Source organism: Neptuniibacter sp. QD48_55 (assembly GCF_047778115.1).
Lineage (GTDB): Bacteria > Pseudomonadota > Gammaproteobacteria > Pseudomonadales > Balneatricaceae > Neptuniibacter.
The window spans coordinates 942,260-958,914 of the sequence record NZ_CP180555.1 but is presented as its reverse complement, the minus strand read 5'-3'; the positions used below and the strand labels follow the sequence as shown (position 1 = coordinate 958,914).

Below are 16,655 nucleotides of genomic sequence, written 5' to 3'. Positions count from 1 at the left end.
GTATCTGAATGAAAGGAGGCTTACCATGTTAAAACGTATAGCTAATTTACCCATCGCAGTTCAGCACAGTCTGATCTACGCTTCAGCCATTGCCCTCTCTAAAGGGTTGGCTTTGATCATGGTGCCAGTCTCTACTCATTTTTTAACTCCTGAAGATTATGGTCGCCTCGATGTTCTGCAAACCTTGGCTGACCTACTAAGTATTGTGATCGGTATGGGACTAGCTGAAACCTTATTCAGGTTTGCGGGCAGTGCCGACAATGAAATCGAAAAACGTAAAGCCAGTGCCAATATTTTTGGTATGGCGATCTGCCTTGGCGGGTTAGCGCTCATTTTAGGGCAGCTATTTGCTGGCCCTATCAGTCGCTTGCTTCCAGGGGATATTGCCGAACTGGATACGCGCCTCATTCTCGCCAGCTTATCCATGGTTGGTACCATTTTAATACCCCTCGCATGGCTGCGTATGTCAGGTATGGCTTGGTCTTACCTAATAGGAACGGCGGGGCGTGTGGCATTACAGGTAGCGATTGCTGTACCGCTACTGTTTATGGGTTTCGGTGTGACAGGGGTGCTTTGCGCAACGTTAGCCTCTGCCATTTTGCTCTGTAGCTGGCTGATCCGGAAACAATTGAAAGATACGGGAATTAGCTTTGAGTTTTCACGCTTTAAAACCTATTCCATTTACGGTGGGCCACTGATCTTCGTAGGTATATCTGGCTTTGTTTTAGGTAGCTTTGACCGTTGGATTTTAGCCGATGCTGTAGGTACAGCCGAAATGGCACAATATGCCCTTGCGGCTAAATTCGGCCTGATTACTGCAGTATTGATTCAACCATTTGATCTATGGTGGCATGCCCGTCGTTTTAGTTGCCTTAAAGAAACCGACGGCAAAATCAGATGTGCCAAAATCGGAAGTTTAGGCGTAATGATCGCCATTATTGCCGCACTGTTTATCGCTGCTGCAGGACCTACTATGGTCCGACTCTTAACCCCTTCAAGCTATCACGACTCAATCGTTTTTATCCCTTGGCTTGCCGCCTTAGCTGCTGTGCATAACATGACATCAACACTCGCCTTTGGCGCGATGAGCGAAAACACCACTGTTCGCCCAGCGATGATTGATGGTGCTGCAGCTTTTATCGCACTTGTCGCCTATTTAACCTTGATTCCAATTTTCCATGCTTGGGGTGCTATTGCAGCCACTTGTCTGGCCTTAAGTAGTCGCTTAATCGCAACCTATTATGTAAGCCAGCGGTCATTACAGCTGCCATACCAATTGCGCCGCCTGTTATTCACAGGAACTGTAGGAGTACTTTGTATAAGCCTGATTTCATCTGCACCATTAAGCTGGTCAGTGTTACTGCAAAACTGCGCCATCATTTTTGGCTTTATCGCTACAGCTACTGTAGTGGGGCTGATTCCTATCCCGAAAAAAGTTCTGAGTATGACGACTCAACTACTAGATAGGTCATAGCGATGAATCTTCGAGTAGAGGGCAATGGCTCACAAATTTTAGTAGCACTCACCTGCATAGGTTTGCTGACTGCGGCTTGGTATCTCGTACCTCATCCTGCAGTCAGTGCCATTGCTCTACTACCACTGATGGTCTTGATTGGTTTACGCCTGCCCTTCTTGCTTTGCTTAGCTTTTATCGCTTTCTCTTTCTTTCGATTGCACGAAGTCTTTCCTCAGCTCTATCCACTGAAAATTCCACAACTACTCGCCATCGCAACACTGGGTTCTCTTTCAATTAACCTCATTACAAAACGCATTCAAGTTTTCTGGTGCCGAGAGCAATCTCTATTTATGTGTTTTTTCTGCTTGGTCGTCATCGGTGCCGTGTTAGCAACCAACAGAGATGCCGCACTTACTTCACTAAACGGAACCTATGTAAAAATTGCACTCATGCTGATAGCGATTAGTTGGCTACTACGACAGGAAGCTCAGTTTAAAGTTCTGATCCTCAGCATGATGTTGTGCGGCATCGCAGTAGGCGTGATGGCGCTTTATAACAAGCAGATGGGACTGGAGCTTGTTGAAGGAACACGTGTCACAATAGGCCGTAGCATCGGCTCTATGCTAGGTGACCCGAATGACCTATCCCTGGTACTTTTATTTCCAGCTAGTTTTGCTTTAGCCTGCTTTATGACTCCAGGCTTTGGAAAAGCGATTAAACTGCTGAGCTTGTGTGCTTTTCTTACGGTATTTTGCGCCATTATCGCCACTCAAAGCCGCGGCGGTATGCTAGGCATTTGTGCCGTCGGTGCTGTATTTGCTTGGTATAGAGTCAAAAATAAAATGCTGCTGATTGGTGCTGGTATTTGTGCACTGAGTATTTTATTTGTAATTGCGGGGGTGAGTGATCGTGCTTCAGGTGGTGCCCACGAAGAAGGTATTGATGAATCAGCCATGGGTAGAATCTATGCTTGGCAGGCAGCAATGGGCATGGCAATTCACCACCCAATTACCGGTGTCGGCCTAAATAATTTTATATCTAACTACTTCGAATACAGCCCCCATTGGGATGGAAAAAACCATGCAGTTCACAGCACCTGGTTTGGCGTCATGGCCGAGACCGGAATACTCGGCTTTATCCTATTTATCGCGATTATTAGCAGTATTGCCAAAATAAGCCTGACAACCGTTCAGCATTTCCGCCCAAAACCTAACCAACCATACTCCCCTGTTCTTTATGCCTGTGCCCAGTCGGTGCAGGCAGGACTGGCCGGGTTTTGTATTTCTGGCACCTTCCTCACTATGGGTTTTACTTGGCCTATCTACATTCTTTTGTCTGTCGCCATCGCCCTTTCTCAATATCAAAAACGTCAATTAACAAAATGATTCGCATTTTGCGAAAAACAGATTCAAAGCTTTACCGCATAACACATAACCATTTGATTTAAATGCATTTAACAAATGGCACAAGTCCTGCAAAACCTAGATATGACTTTTAAATCTGCAGGAGATTAGGCATGTGTGGAATAGTAGGCTCGATTAATCATAACGACATTGTCCCTGAGCTATTACAAGGATTAAGTAACATCGAATATCGCGGATATGATTCTGCAGGTATATCAATACTTGCACCTAATGGCATCACTACCGTCAAACGAGAAGGGAAACTACAGCAACTCAAAAACCAACTTGATCAGATGCATCTCTCTAGTTGTGCAGGGATTGGCCACACTCGATGGGCCACTCATGGCAAACCCAATGAGTTAAATGCACACCCCCATTCCAACAGTGACGTTGCGGTGGTTCATAATGGCATAATTGAAAATTACATCGACTTAAAACAATGGCTGCAAAGTGAAGGGTTCGTCTTTCAAAGCCAAACTGATACTGAAGTTATTCCCCATCTAATCAGCCTGTTTTTACAGCAAGGGTATGAACCTGAAAAAGCGCTTAATCGTGCGCTCTCTCACCTTCAAGGCGCTTTCGCATTAGGTGTACTTTTTAAAGAAGATGAGCAACATGTTTATGCTGCGCGCCGGGGTAGCCCTCTGGTCTTAGGTAAAAGTGAGCAAGGTATGAGTTTAGGCTCAGACTCTATGGCACTCAGTGGTTCGCCTACTCATATTCTGTATTTGGAAGAAGGAGATCAAGCTTGTTTGGACCGTGAAGGGTTCAGTCTAGTTGACTCATCAGGCCGTGTTATTAAACGAGAAATGCAGTTATTCGAAGCAGAAGACCACTCTCAAGATAAGCAAAACTATCGCCATTACATGCATAAAGAGATCCACCAGCAAGCAGATAGTGTACGCAATACGTTCTATCACACTCAGAGAGTACTCCCCGAAGCCCAGATAGATTTTAACCAAGTCGATAGACTCAATGTCATTGCATGCGGCACTTCCTTTTATGCAGCAATGGTCACTAAATACTGGTTTGAAAAGATTGCTAAATTGCCAGTTGATGTCGAAGTCGCATCTGAGTTTCGCTATCGCTCTCCTCTGTTGAGCAAACAAGGTATCTCTCTATTTATCTCTCAATCTGGCGAAACGGCAGATACTTTGGCAGCACTGCGTTATGCCAAGAAACAAGGTCAAAAAACTATAAGTATTGTCAATGTTGCAGAAAGCACTATCGCTCGAGAGACTGACTTCAGTATACAAACTCAAGCTGGGCCTGAAGTAGGCGTTGCATCAACTAAAGCATTTACTGCCCAGTTAACGGTGTTAGCTACCTTAGCCGTCCGCGCTGCTTTTTGCCGAAAAGAGATTGATCTGAATGAAGCCTCAAAATTAAGCCTCGAGCTTTCCACTATGCCCTCACAGGTTGAGCTGGTTTTACAACAAGAATCCTTGTTCGAGTCTATCGGTGCATCGATGCAAGATTGTCAGGATGCCTACTTTATCGGACGCGGCTCTAACTTCCCTATCGCTTTAGAAGGCGCGCTTAAACTAAAAGAGATCAGTTACATACACGCTGAAGGTTTTAGTGCAGGCGAGTTAAAACACGGTCCTATCGCCCTGATTGAAGAAGGTACACCAGTATTTGTCATCGCACCTAATGACGATCTGCTGGATAAAACCAGAGCCAATATGGAAGAGGTTATGAGCCGTGGCGGACGCTGCATATTCTTGGGTGATTCCGAAAGTATCCGTTCTCTTCGAGATCTAGAAGTTGAATCAGTAACACTGCCTAATGCTAACTCAATTGTAACCCCCATTCTGTTCACTATCGCGTTACAACTCATCGCTTATCACGCTGCGTTGGCGAAAGGTACCGACGTAGATCAACCTCGTAACTTAGCTAAATCGGTGACAGTAGAATGAACAAACTACAAGGGCTTAAACAGTGGGTTAAAACAGGTAATCATCCACTGGCCCGTACTTTAAAAGCCTGTCATTACACCTTGCACAATTTCGAAATCCCGGCGGTAAATCTAGTGTTTAAACCGATTCGTATGGGGCACACATTATGTACTGGGTTTATCAGTGGGCTTGCACGGGTCTTTTATTGGACACCAATGTTTAAGACCCGCTTAAGCCAAGCTGGTCGCCAATTGTATCTCTACGGTGGCATGCCGCTTGTCCAAGGTAGCCTTAATATAAGCATGGGTGATCGCTGTCGTATCTCCGGCCAGACCACTTTCTCCGGCCGTTGGAGTGGAAAAGAAACACCACAATTAATTATCGGCAACAACGTGGGTATCGCATGGCAAACCACCATCGCTGTCGGTACCAAAGTTGTTCTGGAAGATAACGTCCGTATTGCAGGCCGAGGCTTTCTAGCGGGCTACCCTGGTCATCCTGTGGATCCAGAAGCTCGTGCCAAAGGGCTACCGGATACGGAAGATCAAATTGGTGACATCATCCTTCGTAAAAATGTTTGGCTCGGTTCTGGAGTCACTGTAATGAAAGGGGTCACGATTGGTGAAGGTACTATCGTCGCTGCTGGAAGTGTGGTGATTCAAGACTTACCACCTTTTGTGATTGCAGCCGGCGTACCAGCAAAAGTGATCAAACCGCTATCTCAACCTAAACCATGCAAAGTGGCGTAAAGGAGAGATCACATGAATATCGATCTATTAGTTTTTGGTGAGGACTGGGGTGGACACCCCAGTAGCACCCAGCATTTGATGAAGCACCTTTTAGCCGATAATGAAGTGCTATGGGTAAACTCCTTAGGCTTAAGAAGGCCTAGGCTGAATCTGCGTGATATGAGCCGCATCTGGAATAAGCTCAAGGCTTTACTGCAGGCTCCTAAGCCTAAGTTATCTGGCGCACACCCCAGCTTGGTAAATCCTATGGCATTACCGTTTCCGGGTAGTTCTCTTGCGAGAACAGTGAATAAAGAGTTACTCACCAACAAACTTCGCCCTTATCTGAAGGATCAAAGCGAAGCTCCAATTTTGTGGACTTCACTCCCCTCAGCAGTAGATGTTGTAGGCAAAATGGGCGAACGCGCGGCCATCTATTATTGTGGTGATGACTTTTCTGCCTTAGATGGTGTGGACCATGCACCAGTCGCCAAAATGGAACAGGAGTTAGTTGAAAAATGTCAGCTAATTATTGCCGCAAGCCCTAAGCTGGCCGAGAAGTTCCCAGCAGGAAAAACTTTGGTATTACCCCATGGGGTCGATTGCGAGATGTTCGGCCAACCCGCAGAACGTGCATCCGACCTTCCTGATGGTCCTGTCGCTGGATTTTACGGTGCGCTAGCAGGCTGGTTTGACCAAGAGCTTTACATTGAAGTCGCTAAGCGCCTACCCCACTGGACCTTCGTGTTGATCGGCCCAGCACACACCGATATCAGTGTACTGTTAAAACAGCCCAATATTGTTTGGTTAGGCCCTAAACCTCATCATGAGCTGCCTCACTATAGTCAGCATTGGGATGTTGGTTTGCTGCCCTTCCTTCGTAATGAACAAATCGAAGCCTGCAATCCGCTGAAATTACGAGAATATCTTGCAGCAGGCTCTCCAGTGGTAAGTACTGATTTCCCTGCGCTAGACGGTTATCGAGATCTAGTAAAAGTAAGCAATGCGGCAGATGGTTTTGCTGCGGCTATCGAAGAGATAGGTAACACCGAAAAGCACAGAGAACTGATGAAAGAGATCCGCCGCAATCGTGTAAACCGCGAAAGCTGGACTCAACGTGCTGAGGACTTAAAAGAGATTCTTAATGCTCTTTAATAAAGCACCATTATTCAGGGGAATAGATCATCGCATCTAATTCCCCTGAAAAAGAGAATCGTCAGATTAGACGATTCTAAGAATCTCCCAATATTGTGAACCGGAGACAATATAAGGCTCTAGTTCCTTACTCCACGTCTTGTGAGCTTCTATATCCCCTAATTTTTGCCAAGACTCATCGAGTTCGGTTAATCCCGAGATCACCACTTCAGAAATTACAACAGACTCTTTGGCACCTACAGACCCTGTGACAATTCTTACTTTGTCAGAGGTCCATCCTATTTGACTGCCAATCTCTTCAAACCACCGAGACAATGAATCAATCACTGTTTGTTTGTGTCCAAACCGCGCATCTATATGCCATCTTGCAAGCATCATACTCCTTCCCTCCTTTAGAAAAGGCTCCATAGAACGGCGAGTTAAATTTTTTTGATATTTAACTATCCGACGGACGATCAACAAACCTTCCTAATACACACAAACAATAGTGCCTGATAGGATTTTCAGCGAGAAAGGGACAGCAATCTCTTCGGAATTATTTTCATAGTGAGAAGCGACCCATAGGCAGTGGCCATTTTGAAGTTCAACTTTAATAACTGAAGGAATTTGCCAGTAAAAAATAACGCTTATGTTAATGGCATAAGCTATGTTTAACGGGACAATCTAACGTTGGCTTTTATAACCATTACAGCCCTATAACCTGCCCTGCCGAGACAATTTTATGAATTCGATCCCTTCCTCAGTCGTCATCAGCGGTTTCGGTCTTTGGACCCCTGAATACAGTATCAGCAACGAAGAATTAGTAGAGGCCTATAACCAATACGCCGATAACTATAACCAGCAAAATGCCGAAGAGATCGCTGCTGGTAAGTACGAAGCTAAGCCTTTATCTAATGCCGAATTTATCGAAAAGGCGTCAGGTATTAAAAGCAGATTTGTCTACCGCAAAGAAGGCGCCCTTGATCCAGAAAGAATGCGCCCTTACATTGAGCCACGGGATAATGATCAGCTTTCCCATCAAGCAGAAATGGCGGTAGCAGCCGCGAAAAAAGCACTCGCAAAAGCGAATAAAAACGCGGCTGATATTGATGCTGTGATTGTTGCTTGCTCCTATACCGAAAGAGCTTACCCAGCTATTTCGATCGAGGTTCAGCAAGCATTGGGGATCCAGGGCTTTGCCTTTGATATGTTGGTTGCATGCTCTTCTGCCACATTTGCCTTGCAACGAGGCTATGAGATGTTAACCGCTGGGACTGCAAAAGCTGTTTTGATCATCAATCCAGAATTAACATCACCCCAGAATAACTGGCGTGATAGAGACAGCCATTTCATTTTTGGTGATATCTCTGTCGCTACCGTAATGGAGAATGCCGATAGCTGCACTTCAGAAGAAAGTTACGATGTACTAAGTACCAAATCCGTGACGCTTTTCTCCAACAATATTCGCTCTAATTTTGGTTACCTTGCCTACACCAATGATAGTGATCCCTTCGGGCAGGATAAGTTCTTCATTCAACATGGAAGAAAGGTGTTTAAAGAGGTCTGTCCTATGGCCGTAGAACACCTCTCGACCCAGCTCGCGTCTTTGGGGATTGAAAACCAGCAAGTCACCCGCTGGTGGCTTCATCAGGCCAATATCAATATGAATCAACTGATCGGTAAAAAACTATTAGGGCGAGAAGCATCGCAAGAGGAAGCGCCTATCATCTTAGATCAATATGCCAATACAGCCTCTGCCGGCTCACTTATCGCATTCAACCTATACCAATCCGACCTAAAGAAAGGTGATTTAGGCGTTATCTGTTCCTTTGGCGCAGGCTATTCCATCGGTAGCTTAGTGATTAGAAAGCGCTAATTTCGCAAAAGATACCGCCTCTGAAAGATCTCTCAAGCTTATTCTCATTTTGAGAATCAGCTTGAGAAAAACCTCAAAAAGCCTAGTTCACCCCGTCTAAATCGCCCTCTCCACAAACAACGAAATCCTAGTATTCATGGAGCTTTCAGATCATTTTATTTAGGTTGGCCTGAAAGCTGCAATTTCTTGAGCAATAACAAAATTTTGCTCAGGAGATAGACCATGCGCTCTAAGTTCATTGCAACCACCCTGTTTACTTGCAGCCTTTTTTCACTAACAGGATGTACTGCAGCACTAAAAACCATGGATATAGGTTTTTTAGGCTCCGATGACGCACCTGTAGCAGAAGAAAGCATCAGCGTAGATCAACTTCTCTCCCGTGCCCGCGGCGAGAAAGGTTACGTAGATAACCACGTCCCTCGTGAACTTGTTTTGCACTTCGCAGATGACACTGTGGCATTAGATGAGAATCAAAAAGATAACCTCAACGAATATGCCAATGCTCAGCCTTCCAAGCTCAGTATCGAATGCTCACCGAGTGAAAGTTCGGATCGGTTTGTAGCGGTCGGTGTAGGTATCAACCGTTGTAACACTGTGAGTAACTTCCTGGAAAAGCGCGCCAAGAAAACCGATATGCGCTTATCCCCTTCATTAGCGCCAAATCAGGTGCTGATCAAAAAAGCCGACAACCTAACGGTAGCTAACCATGATTCGTAGCGCATTAGTCAAAAACATCGCGTCTATTCTGTGGGCGGGATGGAGGCGTCGCTATTTAATCGCGCTGCCTATTTTGCTTATGCCATTTATTGGTTTGGCGATCGGTATTCTGTCGCCTAAAAAATATGAAACAACCACCACCATCTTGTTTCAAGAAGCATCTGAACATAACCCATTTCTAGAGGATCTATCGATCGCGACGAACCTTCGCCATCGAATGGAAGCGCTTAACGCTCTTCTACATAGCCGCCATATTCTTGCAGGCGTCGCTTGGCAACGAGAGATGATTACCGAAGAGATGGATGAGAAAGAGAAAGCCTACATCATCGGTCAGCTATCTAAATCGCTTAGCGCAAAATTGGTTGGCGACAACCTGATTAAGATCTCCTACAAAGCCGAAGACAAAACACATATGAAAGAGACGTTGTCTGTTGTCAGTATGCGTTTTGTCGAGCGCGTGCTTGCTCCGCAGCGTTCATCAATCGTTCAATCAGAAACTTTCCTAGCAAAAGAATTAGAGACCCGAAAAGCCGATCTGCAAACAGCAGAAAAAGCCTTAGCCGAATATAAAAATGAGTTCGCAAGCGAGCTACCCGCACTGCATGGTGCTAATGTGGCGCGCTTATCCAATCTAAAAGCCTATATAGCTGAACGCCGCATCGAGCTTGAAGGCGCTAAAGCAGCTCAAGCAAGCCTAGCGTTGCGCCTATCACAAACGAACCCAGTGGTCGGCAAGATAGAGGAAGCCATCATCAACGTGATGGCCGAGTTAACACAACTTCGTGCGCGGTACACCGACGAACATAGCCAAGTGCAGCATGTGCTTGCGCAGTTACAGTCTTTAGAAAGAGAACGCAGTCGCATTTTGGAGAGCATGAAAGCTCTCAACCAAGGCGACCTCAATAAAGTAAAACTTGAACGCCTTTGGGCGATCGCCACTACCGCAACGACCAATGAATCAGAACAAGGTGGCAACCAACACCCACTGCTTATTTCCCAGTTAGAGCGCCTACAGCAAGCCGACGACCATATTGAACGTTTAAGCAAAGAGGTCAGTTCCTTAACTGCAGAGATTGAAAACCTACAAAACCGCGTGAATGGCTACGGCCAGCACGAGCGTCGTTTAAAAGAACTGGAGCGCGACATTCAGGTCCGCCAAAAAATCTATGAAGACTTAGCCGAACGTCATGAGATGGCCAGAGTCACTCGATCACTTGGTAAGAATGAAGAGAGTGAACGCGTAAAACTGATCGATCCACCTTTTGAACCTTTGGCACCTATCAACCTTCCCCTTATCGCCTTTGTTATTGCCGGCGTTGTTGCGGGCATCGGACTTGGTTTTGGGCTCGCTGTAATCGCAGAAGTCCTCGATACCACCGTTCGCCGTAAAGACACCTTAACAGAGATGTTAAATGTCCCTGTGCTCGTTCGAATTCCGCCGCTTGAGAAAGATTTAAACGATATAGCATTGCAGGAGAGTACATCGTGAATACAGTAATCGTACAAATCGTACAACATCTCCGCCCTGGCGGAATCGAGACCATGGCTTTAGACCTGTTAAACCAACTGAGCAATAAAGCCGATGTCTATATTTTTAGCTTAGAAGGCAGTTATGAAGAAGCGGTAAAAGAGTGGCCAAGACTGGAACAATACCGATCTCAACTGCAGTTTTTCCACAAAAAAGAGGGCATTAGTCCACGCTTATTTTTGCGTTTAAAAAGCGCATTAAAAGAGATCAACGCTACCGCTATTCATACTCACCATATCGGTCCTCTGCTTTACGGTGGCATAGCGGCCAAATTATTAAAACTACCTCATGTTCATACAGAACATGATGCATGGCACCTCAATGCATCTGCAAATAAACGTTTGCAAAACCATCTGATCCACTTTCTAAAATTTACGCTAGTTGCAGATTGCGAAGCAGTCGCTAATGAACTGTTACACCACTTCCCAAATAGCCGCCCTGATATTATTCAAAATGGCGTCGATACCACACATTTCTGCCCACCAACACCCATTGAAAAGTTAAAAAGCCGTAAGCGCTTAAACCTCCCGATACAAGGAACTTTGCTAGGTTGCGCCGCAAGATTAGAAGCCGTAAAAGGTCATGAGTTATTGCTCAAATCCTTAAGCAACACCCATGCTAATTTATCCTTGGTCTTAGCTGGCGATGGTTCTCTGCTCAATCACCTAAAAACTGTTGCCTATGATCTGGGCATCAATGATCGTGTGTTTTTTCTAGGACACTTAGATGACACCCTTCCCTTCTACCACGCGATCGATATTTTCTGCCTTTCATCGCTTAACGAAGGTTTACCCCTTTCCCCATTGGAAGCTCAGGCATGTGGTGTCCCTGTCATTGTGACCGATGTTGGAGGCTGTAAAACCATTGTTTGCCCAGACTCTGGAGATCTGATTCCTCCTGGCAGCCGTGTCGCACTTCAGCATGCCATTTTACGTCAGTATCTGATGCCTAAACGTCACAGCCCACGAGAGTTCGTGTTGAAAAAAGGCAACCTACATAAAACCGCTGACGCTTACTTCCAGCTACTGTCACAACCAAAGGAGGCTTAAAATGATTATCTTCTTATTGAGCCTATTTGCGATAAGTTGGGTCTTAATTATCTATCACCATATTGCTTATCCTCTGATCATGAATCAGCTGAATAAGAGAGCTTCTTCGTCACAAGAAAAGGATATAGCTGATCCAAATTGCAGAAGCCTTTGCATATTTGTACCGGCCTATAACGAAGCTGATTTCATTGCGGATAAGCTCAGAAACATCGCCAGTTTGGATTACCCTAGCGACAAATTGCAGGTCATTATCGCCTGTGATGGCTGCAAGGATAGAACAGCAGACATCGCTCGCGAGGCTCTAGAAGCCCCTGAGTTGGCTCACTTAAATGTCAATATCCTGAACTTCCGTAAAAACCACGGAAAAGTAGCACTGATCAACCAGATCATCCCGAATATTAATGCTGACATCGTGGCGTTAAGTGATGCTTCGGCGTTGATCTCATTTGATGCGTTAAAGCTGGTTAATCGCCACTTCGATGATTCTAAAACGGGCTTTGTTGCAGCTACCTACAAACTCTTATCTCCCGGTAGTGAGGGTGAAAAGCAGTACTGGAACTATCAAACTAAGCTCAAACAAGGTGAAGCGAGTATTGGAAGCGCGATTGGCGTACATGGCGCTCTGTATTTTATACGCCAAGACCTATTTACTCCGCTACAGGCCGATACGATCAATGATGATTTTATTCTGCCTATGCAGATCATCGAGCAGGGTTATGAGGGTAAATATGACTGTGACTTAATTGGTCTGGAATTAGAAGCATCCTCCCTCGATATGGATCATAAACGTCGCATCCGTATCGCCGCAGGCAACCTACAGCAAGTTCTTAGATTGAGTAAGTTACTTTCACCAAGCTTCGGCGGCACAGCCTTCAGTTTCTTTTCCGGAAAAGTGCTAAGAGGCCTGATGCCGCTGATCTTGCTCGCTCAGTTTGTACTCTGTGGTTTGCTAGCGCTCTATCTAGATGCTTTTGCCATTTTCACTGTGCTACAACTGCTAGGCATTGCGCTGGCACGCCTATCCACACTGATTCCGGAAAACAAAACTCCAACTCACATCTTATATAAACCTTTCAAACTCGGATTTTATGTCATTAACGGTTACTACAACGGCCTTACTGGATGTCTGCGCTACTTAGCAGGTTTAGAAAAGGGCCATTGGAAATCAGTTAGAAATTAATGTCGTTTAAGGAGAGATCATCATGAACAGTTATATTCCAACACCTGTGATTTTTGCCAAGCGTTTAATGGATATATTAGTTGCGACAACCGGACTGATTATTTGTCTACTTCTCTACCCTTTTATCGCTCTGGCAACCTATATAAGCTCACCAGGGCCGATCTTGTTCAAACAGCTCCGTATTGGTCATGCTAACGGCGAAAAAACAGAACTCTTCTGGATGTATAAGTTCCGCACTATGCGTTTAGATGCAGAAGCCGTTTCCGGCGCAACCTGGGCAACAGAAGATGACCCTAGAGTGACAACAGTCGGCCGCTTCCTTCGCAAGACTCGACTAGATGAACTACCGCAGTTTTTTAATGTTCTTAAAGGCGATATGTCACTGATTGGACCACGTCCAGAGCGCCCAGGCTTTTATCAAAAACTGGAACACGCAATTCCATTTTTTGCTGAACGTACATGGGGCATTAAACCGGGAATTACAGGCCTCGCTCAAGTTAACCAAGGTTACGACCGCAACATCGATGATGTGCGCTCTAAGGTTGCCTTCGATCATGCATATGCTCTCAGCCTTGGAAGCTTAGTAGGCTGGCTCCGTTCGGATTTCGGCATCATGTTTAAAACCCTAATTGTGATGGTGTGCGGACGAGGGCAGTAACGATGAAAAAGGGTCGTAGCTCAGAGCGAGTCTAAATAGATAGCTCTGAGCTCATCCAAGCCCAACAATACAGCACTCAAAATACGTTTTACAATTTGATTCGCAAAATGAGAATAGCGAACTTCATTCTCATTTCACACGAACCATAAATTCATTAAATCCTTACAAATCAAAATGTTATCTCTATGGCATAGGGATTGCTCCTTCTTAGTCATAACCGACATAAGGAGAATCGTTATGCCAACTTTAGAAACCGTACAAAATGAACTACATCTTGAGATTGAAGGATCATTAGATGCTCTTGCCGTAGAGATTCTTCGACCAAAATTCGATGAATTAATTCAGGATCAATCTGACGTAGTCCTTAACTTAGGAAAAATCGAATTTATCGATTCTTCCGGTATTGGCGCCATCGTCTTCCTCTTCAAACGCTTACGCTCCAAAGAACGCAAGCTTAGCCTTTGCGGTGTACATGGTCAGCCTTTAGAGCTGCTTAAGCACCTTCGTATTGATCAATCGATCACTGTTCAGGACTGAGGCCAGAACAATGAAATTGATCTCACTATTACTGTTACACACAACGCTAATAACCTCTTCTGGCTGCTTCTACTTAGTACCTGAAGGCGAAGGCGGAGTGGCAGAACGTTTCCCGATTAAAAGTGAAGTTCCCACTCTGCAATCAAGGCTGAAAAAGTGCGAAGCGGTCATTAGTGAACACAATTTAGATGGCAAACAAGACCAATATCCAGCGATCTATCAAGAGATTCAGTTGCTGGTCACCCGTAGCAGAAGGCTGTATGAGGCAAACTACCTTATGCAAGCTCAGCTACCTTTAGAGCAAGCAGAAAAGTTACTGCATATATTAGAGAACGGAGCTGCTTCCTTAAGAGTGAAAAGCCATTGCAACCAACAGCTAACTCAGGAGGCATGCATATGATCCCTCTAATCAGAACACTCATCTTATTTGTACTTTTCAGTGGCAACCTATGGGCTGAAACACTGCGCCCAGGTGACATGATTCAGATAAAGCTGCCCGGGGAAAGCGCATTTGAACAAAGCTTTCAGTTGGACCAACAGGGACAGATCGTTTTGCCTGAGATTGGTGCGATCAACCTCGAAGGCCGCAACTTAAGCGAAGCCAAAGCCCTGCTTAAAAACCGCCTTGGTAGCGTTTATAAGGATCTGTCAAAATTTGATATTTCCTTACAAGAACGCCGCCTTTCAGTCACTGTATTAGGCTATGTAAAAACGCCAGGTGCGGTAGATCTTCCTATAAATTCCAACGTCCAAATGGCGATTAACAAAGCCGGTGGTCTGGCTCAAGGTGCACAATTAAACAAGTTGCAGATCCGTAGAAAAAACAAACTGATCGAATTTGATTACAAACGCTATTTGGACAGTGGTGATCCTAGCTCCCTACCCGATCTAAATCCGATGGATGTAATCTTTGTACCTGCTTCGCCGCTAATTGGTAATGTCCAAGTCGATTTCGATGCCCGCACACTGACTGCATCTGGTGATGCCGGTAAAAACGGTGAATCTGTAAAAGTATTTGGTGAGGTTCATCGCCCTGGCACCTTTGCCTATAAAGAAAAAGCATCAGTAATGGACCTAATCATGCGAGCAGGTGGTGTAACACGTTATGCCGGTATCGAGCAGATCCGCGTTATCCATAACGGTCAGCCTTTCCCATTCAACATGCGTGAATATCTAGATACGGGTAACCCTGCCCTTATGCCTGAAATTCATCAGGGTGATGTGATCTTTATCCCTCAAGCAACCGAGCAAGTTCAGAGTGGATCTCGTACTGTTTATGTCATGGGTGAAGTATTCAAACCCGGTGCTATGGAGATGGGTGAAGAAAGTGGTTTCTACGATCTATTAGCGACTGCAGGTGGTCCAACGCGTTTTGCTGAAACCCGTCAGATTCGCATTATCCGTGCCGATGGCCAAGTCGTTCCTTTTGACTTACAAGGCTATGTCGATGGTCAACGTCGCGGTAGTTTGCCTGAAATTCTTCCGGGCGATGCAATCCTCGTCCCTGAAAAAACAGATATGAATGAGAAAAGCTGGTTAAAAGTTCACCCTAATCGTGCGGTTAAAATTATCGGTGCGGTAAGAAGACCAGGCCGTTACGAATGGGCGTCTGAGATGACCATGATGGATCTGATTGCCCATGCCGGTGGCCCAATTGCCAGCGCTGACACTGCTCACCTGCAGATTCTGCAGAACCGAGGTAACGGCGTCACTGAGTCTGTTAGTTTTGACCTAAAACACTTCCTAGATAAAGGTGGTGATATTCGCCAGATCCCACGCATTCGCGCCGGGGATACCGTGGTGATCCCAGAACTACCTAAAGACCCAAATGACAACCGTTCACAGTGGGTAAGACAATCTAGCGACCGTTCTATTTATATCTTTGGTGAAGTGGGTGCGCCGGGCCGTTACGCCTTTAACAACGAACTAAACTTCCTTGATATTTTGTCCGCAGCGCAAGGCCCTACAGGGTTGGCGGATCTATCTAGCGTACGTATCACTCATCGCAAACAGGGTAAAACGGAAGTTAGCCATCTGAATCTTCACAACTATTTTCAAACAGGTGATGAAACTCTTTTGCCTACAGTGAAAAACGAAGATGTGATCTTTATCCCGAAACGTGACCGTGCTTGGTTGGAAAAGCCAAAAGAAACTGTAGTTCGTGTACTAGGTGCGGTTGCGCGTCCAGGTCGCTATAGCTTTGATGACAACATGACTGTCTTGGATCTGTTAGCCGAAGCCGGCGGCCCACTAAACAGCGCTTTGCAAGATCGCATTATGGTGATTAACCGTATTGATGGCGAAGCTCACTCCCGTCTATTCGACCTTGTCGATTTTGCAAAAACCGGTGATTACCGCGATCTACCGGTGATTCGCTCCGGAGACACCCTGTATGTACCGGGTAAAGAGCAAAGTACCTGGTATCGATTTGTCAGCACCCTACAGGAATCTGTAACTGTTATATCTTTTGCCACGCTGGTTGGTCTGTAAA

15 protein-coding genes are annotated in these 16,655 nt (G+C 45.5%); 14 read left to right on the top strand and 1 reads right to left on the bottom strand.

The features are described 5' to 3' along the window. Positions 1 to 25 precede the first annotated feature (25 nt). The 5 genes from ACMXYW_RS04255 (at position 26) to ACMXYW_RS04235 (ending at position 6,640) form a co-directional block, all read left to right on the top strand. Positions 26 to 1,474 carry a lipopolysaccharide biosynthesis protein gene (locus ACMXYW_RS04255; protein ID WP_415900368.1) on the top strand — a complete coding sequence of 483 codons (1,449 nt, stop codon included), beginning with the start codon at positions 26 to 28 and terminating at the stop codon, positions 1,472 to 1,474. 2 nt (positions 1,475 to 1,476) lie between these two features. Further along, complete coding sequence (locus ACMXYW_RS04250; protein WP_415900367.1) at positions 1,477 to 2,841, top strand: O-antigen ligase family protein; 1,365 nt, start codon at positions 1,477 to 1,479, stop codon at positions 2,839 to 2,841. Between the two features lie 131 nt (positions 2,842 to 2,972). After that, complete coding sequence (glmS, locus tag ACMXYW_RS04245) at positions 2,973 to 4,778, top strand: glutamine--fructose-6-phosphate transaminase (isomerizing) (RefSeq protein ID WP_415900366.1); 1,806 nt, start codon at positions 2,973 to 2,975, stop codon at positions 4,776 to 4,778. Then, positions 4,775 to 5,506, top strand: coding sequence for an acyltransferase (locus ACMXYW_RS04240; RefSeq protein WP_415905340.1), 732 nt, complete (start codon positions 4,775 to 4,777; stop codon positions 5,504 to 5,506). Before glmS ends, ACMXYW_RS04240 begins: the two co-directional genes overlap by 4 nt. A gap of 12 nt (positions 5,507 to 5,518) precedes the next feature. Then, positions 5,519 to 6,640 carry a glycosyltransferase gene (locus ACMXYW_RS04235; RefSeq protein WP_415905339.1) on the top strand — a complete coding sequence of 374 codons (1,122 nt, stop codon included), beginning with the start codon at positions 5,519 to 5,521 and terminating at the stop codon, positions 6,638 to 6,640. Between the two features lie 66 nt (positions 6,641 to 6,706). On the opposite strand, the gene ACMXYW_RS04230 is transcribed toward ACMXYW_RS04235, so the two are convergent. Beyond that, positions 6,707 to 7,018 carry a hypothetical protein gene (locus ACMXYW_RS04230; RefSeq protein WP_415893695.1) on the bottom strand — a complete coding sequence of 104 codons (312 nt, stop codon included), beginning with the start codon at positions 7,016 to 7,018 and terminating at the stop codon, positions 6,707 to 6,709. A 343-nt stretch (positions 7,019 to 7,361) separates the two neighbouring features. Between ACMXYW_RS04230 and ACMXYW_RS04225 the strand changes: the two genes are divergently transcribed. From ACMXYW_RS04225 to ACMXYW_RS04185, 9 genes are all read left to right on the top strand, one after another. Continuing rightward, complete coding sequence (locus tag ACMXYW_RS04225) at positions 7,362 to 8,495, top strand: beta-ketoacyl-ACP synthase III (protein WP_415905338.1); 1,134 nt, start codon at positions 7,362 to 7,364, stop codon at positions 8,493 to 8,495. A gap of 222 nt (positions 8,496 to 8,717) precedes the next feature. Beyond that, positions 8,718 to 9,212: a hypothetical protein gene (locus ACMXYW_RS04220; protein WP_415905337.1), complete on the top strand. Its 495-nt coding sequence runs from the start codon at positions 8,718 to 8,720 to the stop codon at positions 9,210 to 9,212. Beyond that, positions 9,202 to 10,701 (top strand): GumC family protein, encoded by a 1,500-nt coding sequence (locus ACMXYW_RS04215; protein ID WP_415905336.1) that lies wholly within the window; start codon positions 9,202 to 9,204, stop codon positions 10,699 to 10,701. The genes ACMXYW_RS04220 and ACMXYW_RS04215 overlap by 11 nt, the downstream gene beginning before the upstream one ends. Beyond that, positions 10,698 to 11,789 (top strand): glycosyltransferase, encoded by a 1,092-nt coding sequence (locus ACMXYW_RS04210; protein WP_415905335.1) that lies wholly within the window; start codon positions 10,698 to 10,700, stop codon positions 11,787 to 11,789. The genes ACMXYW_RS04215 and ACMXYW_RS04210 overlap by 4 nt, the downstream gene beginning before the upstream one ends. Position 11,790: 1 nt before the next feature. Beyond that, positions 11,791 to 12,969, top strand: coding sequence for a glycosyltransferase family 2 protein (locus tag ACMXYW_RS04205; RefSeq protein ID WP_415905334.1), 1,179 nt, complete (start codon positions 11,791 to 11,793; stop codon positions 12,967 to 12,969). Between the two features lie 22 nt (positions 12,970 to 12,991). Next, on the top strand, positions 12,992 to 13,627 hold the full coding sequence (locus tag ACMXYW_RS04200; protein WP_415905333.1) for a sugar transferase: 636 nt from the start codon (positions 12,992 to 12,994) through the stop codon (positions 13,625 to 13,627). Between the two features lie 237 nt (positions 13,628 to 13,864). Further along, positions 13,865 to 14,164, top strand: coding sequence for an STAS domain-containing protein (locus tag ACMXYW_RS04195; RefSeq protein ID WP_415890550.1), 300 nt, complete (start codon positions 13,865 to 13,867; stop codon positions 14,162 to 14,164). A gap of 10 nt (positions 14,165 to 14,174) precedes the next feature. Continuing rightward, positions 14,175 to 14,564, top strand: a complete 390-nt coding sequence (locus tag ACMXYW_RS04190; protein ID WP_415905332.1) for a hypothetical protein — start codon at positions 14,175 to 14,177, stop codon at positions 14,562 to 14,564. Beyond that, positions 14,561 to 16,654, top strand: a complete 2,094-nt coding sequence (locus ACMXYW_RS04185) for an SLBB domain-containing protein (RefSeq protein ID WP_415905331.1) — start codon at positions 14,561 to 14,563, stop codon at positions 16,652 to 16,654. Before ACMXYW_RS04190 ends, ACMXYW_RS04185 begins: the two co-directional genes overlap by 4 nt. The last annotated feature ends 1 nt before the right edge of the window (position 16,655 follow it).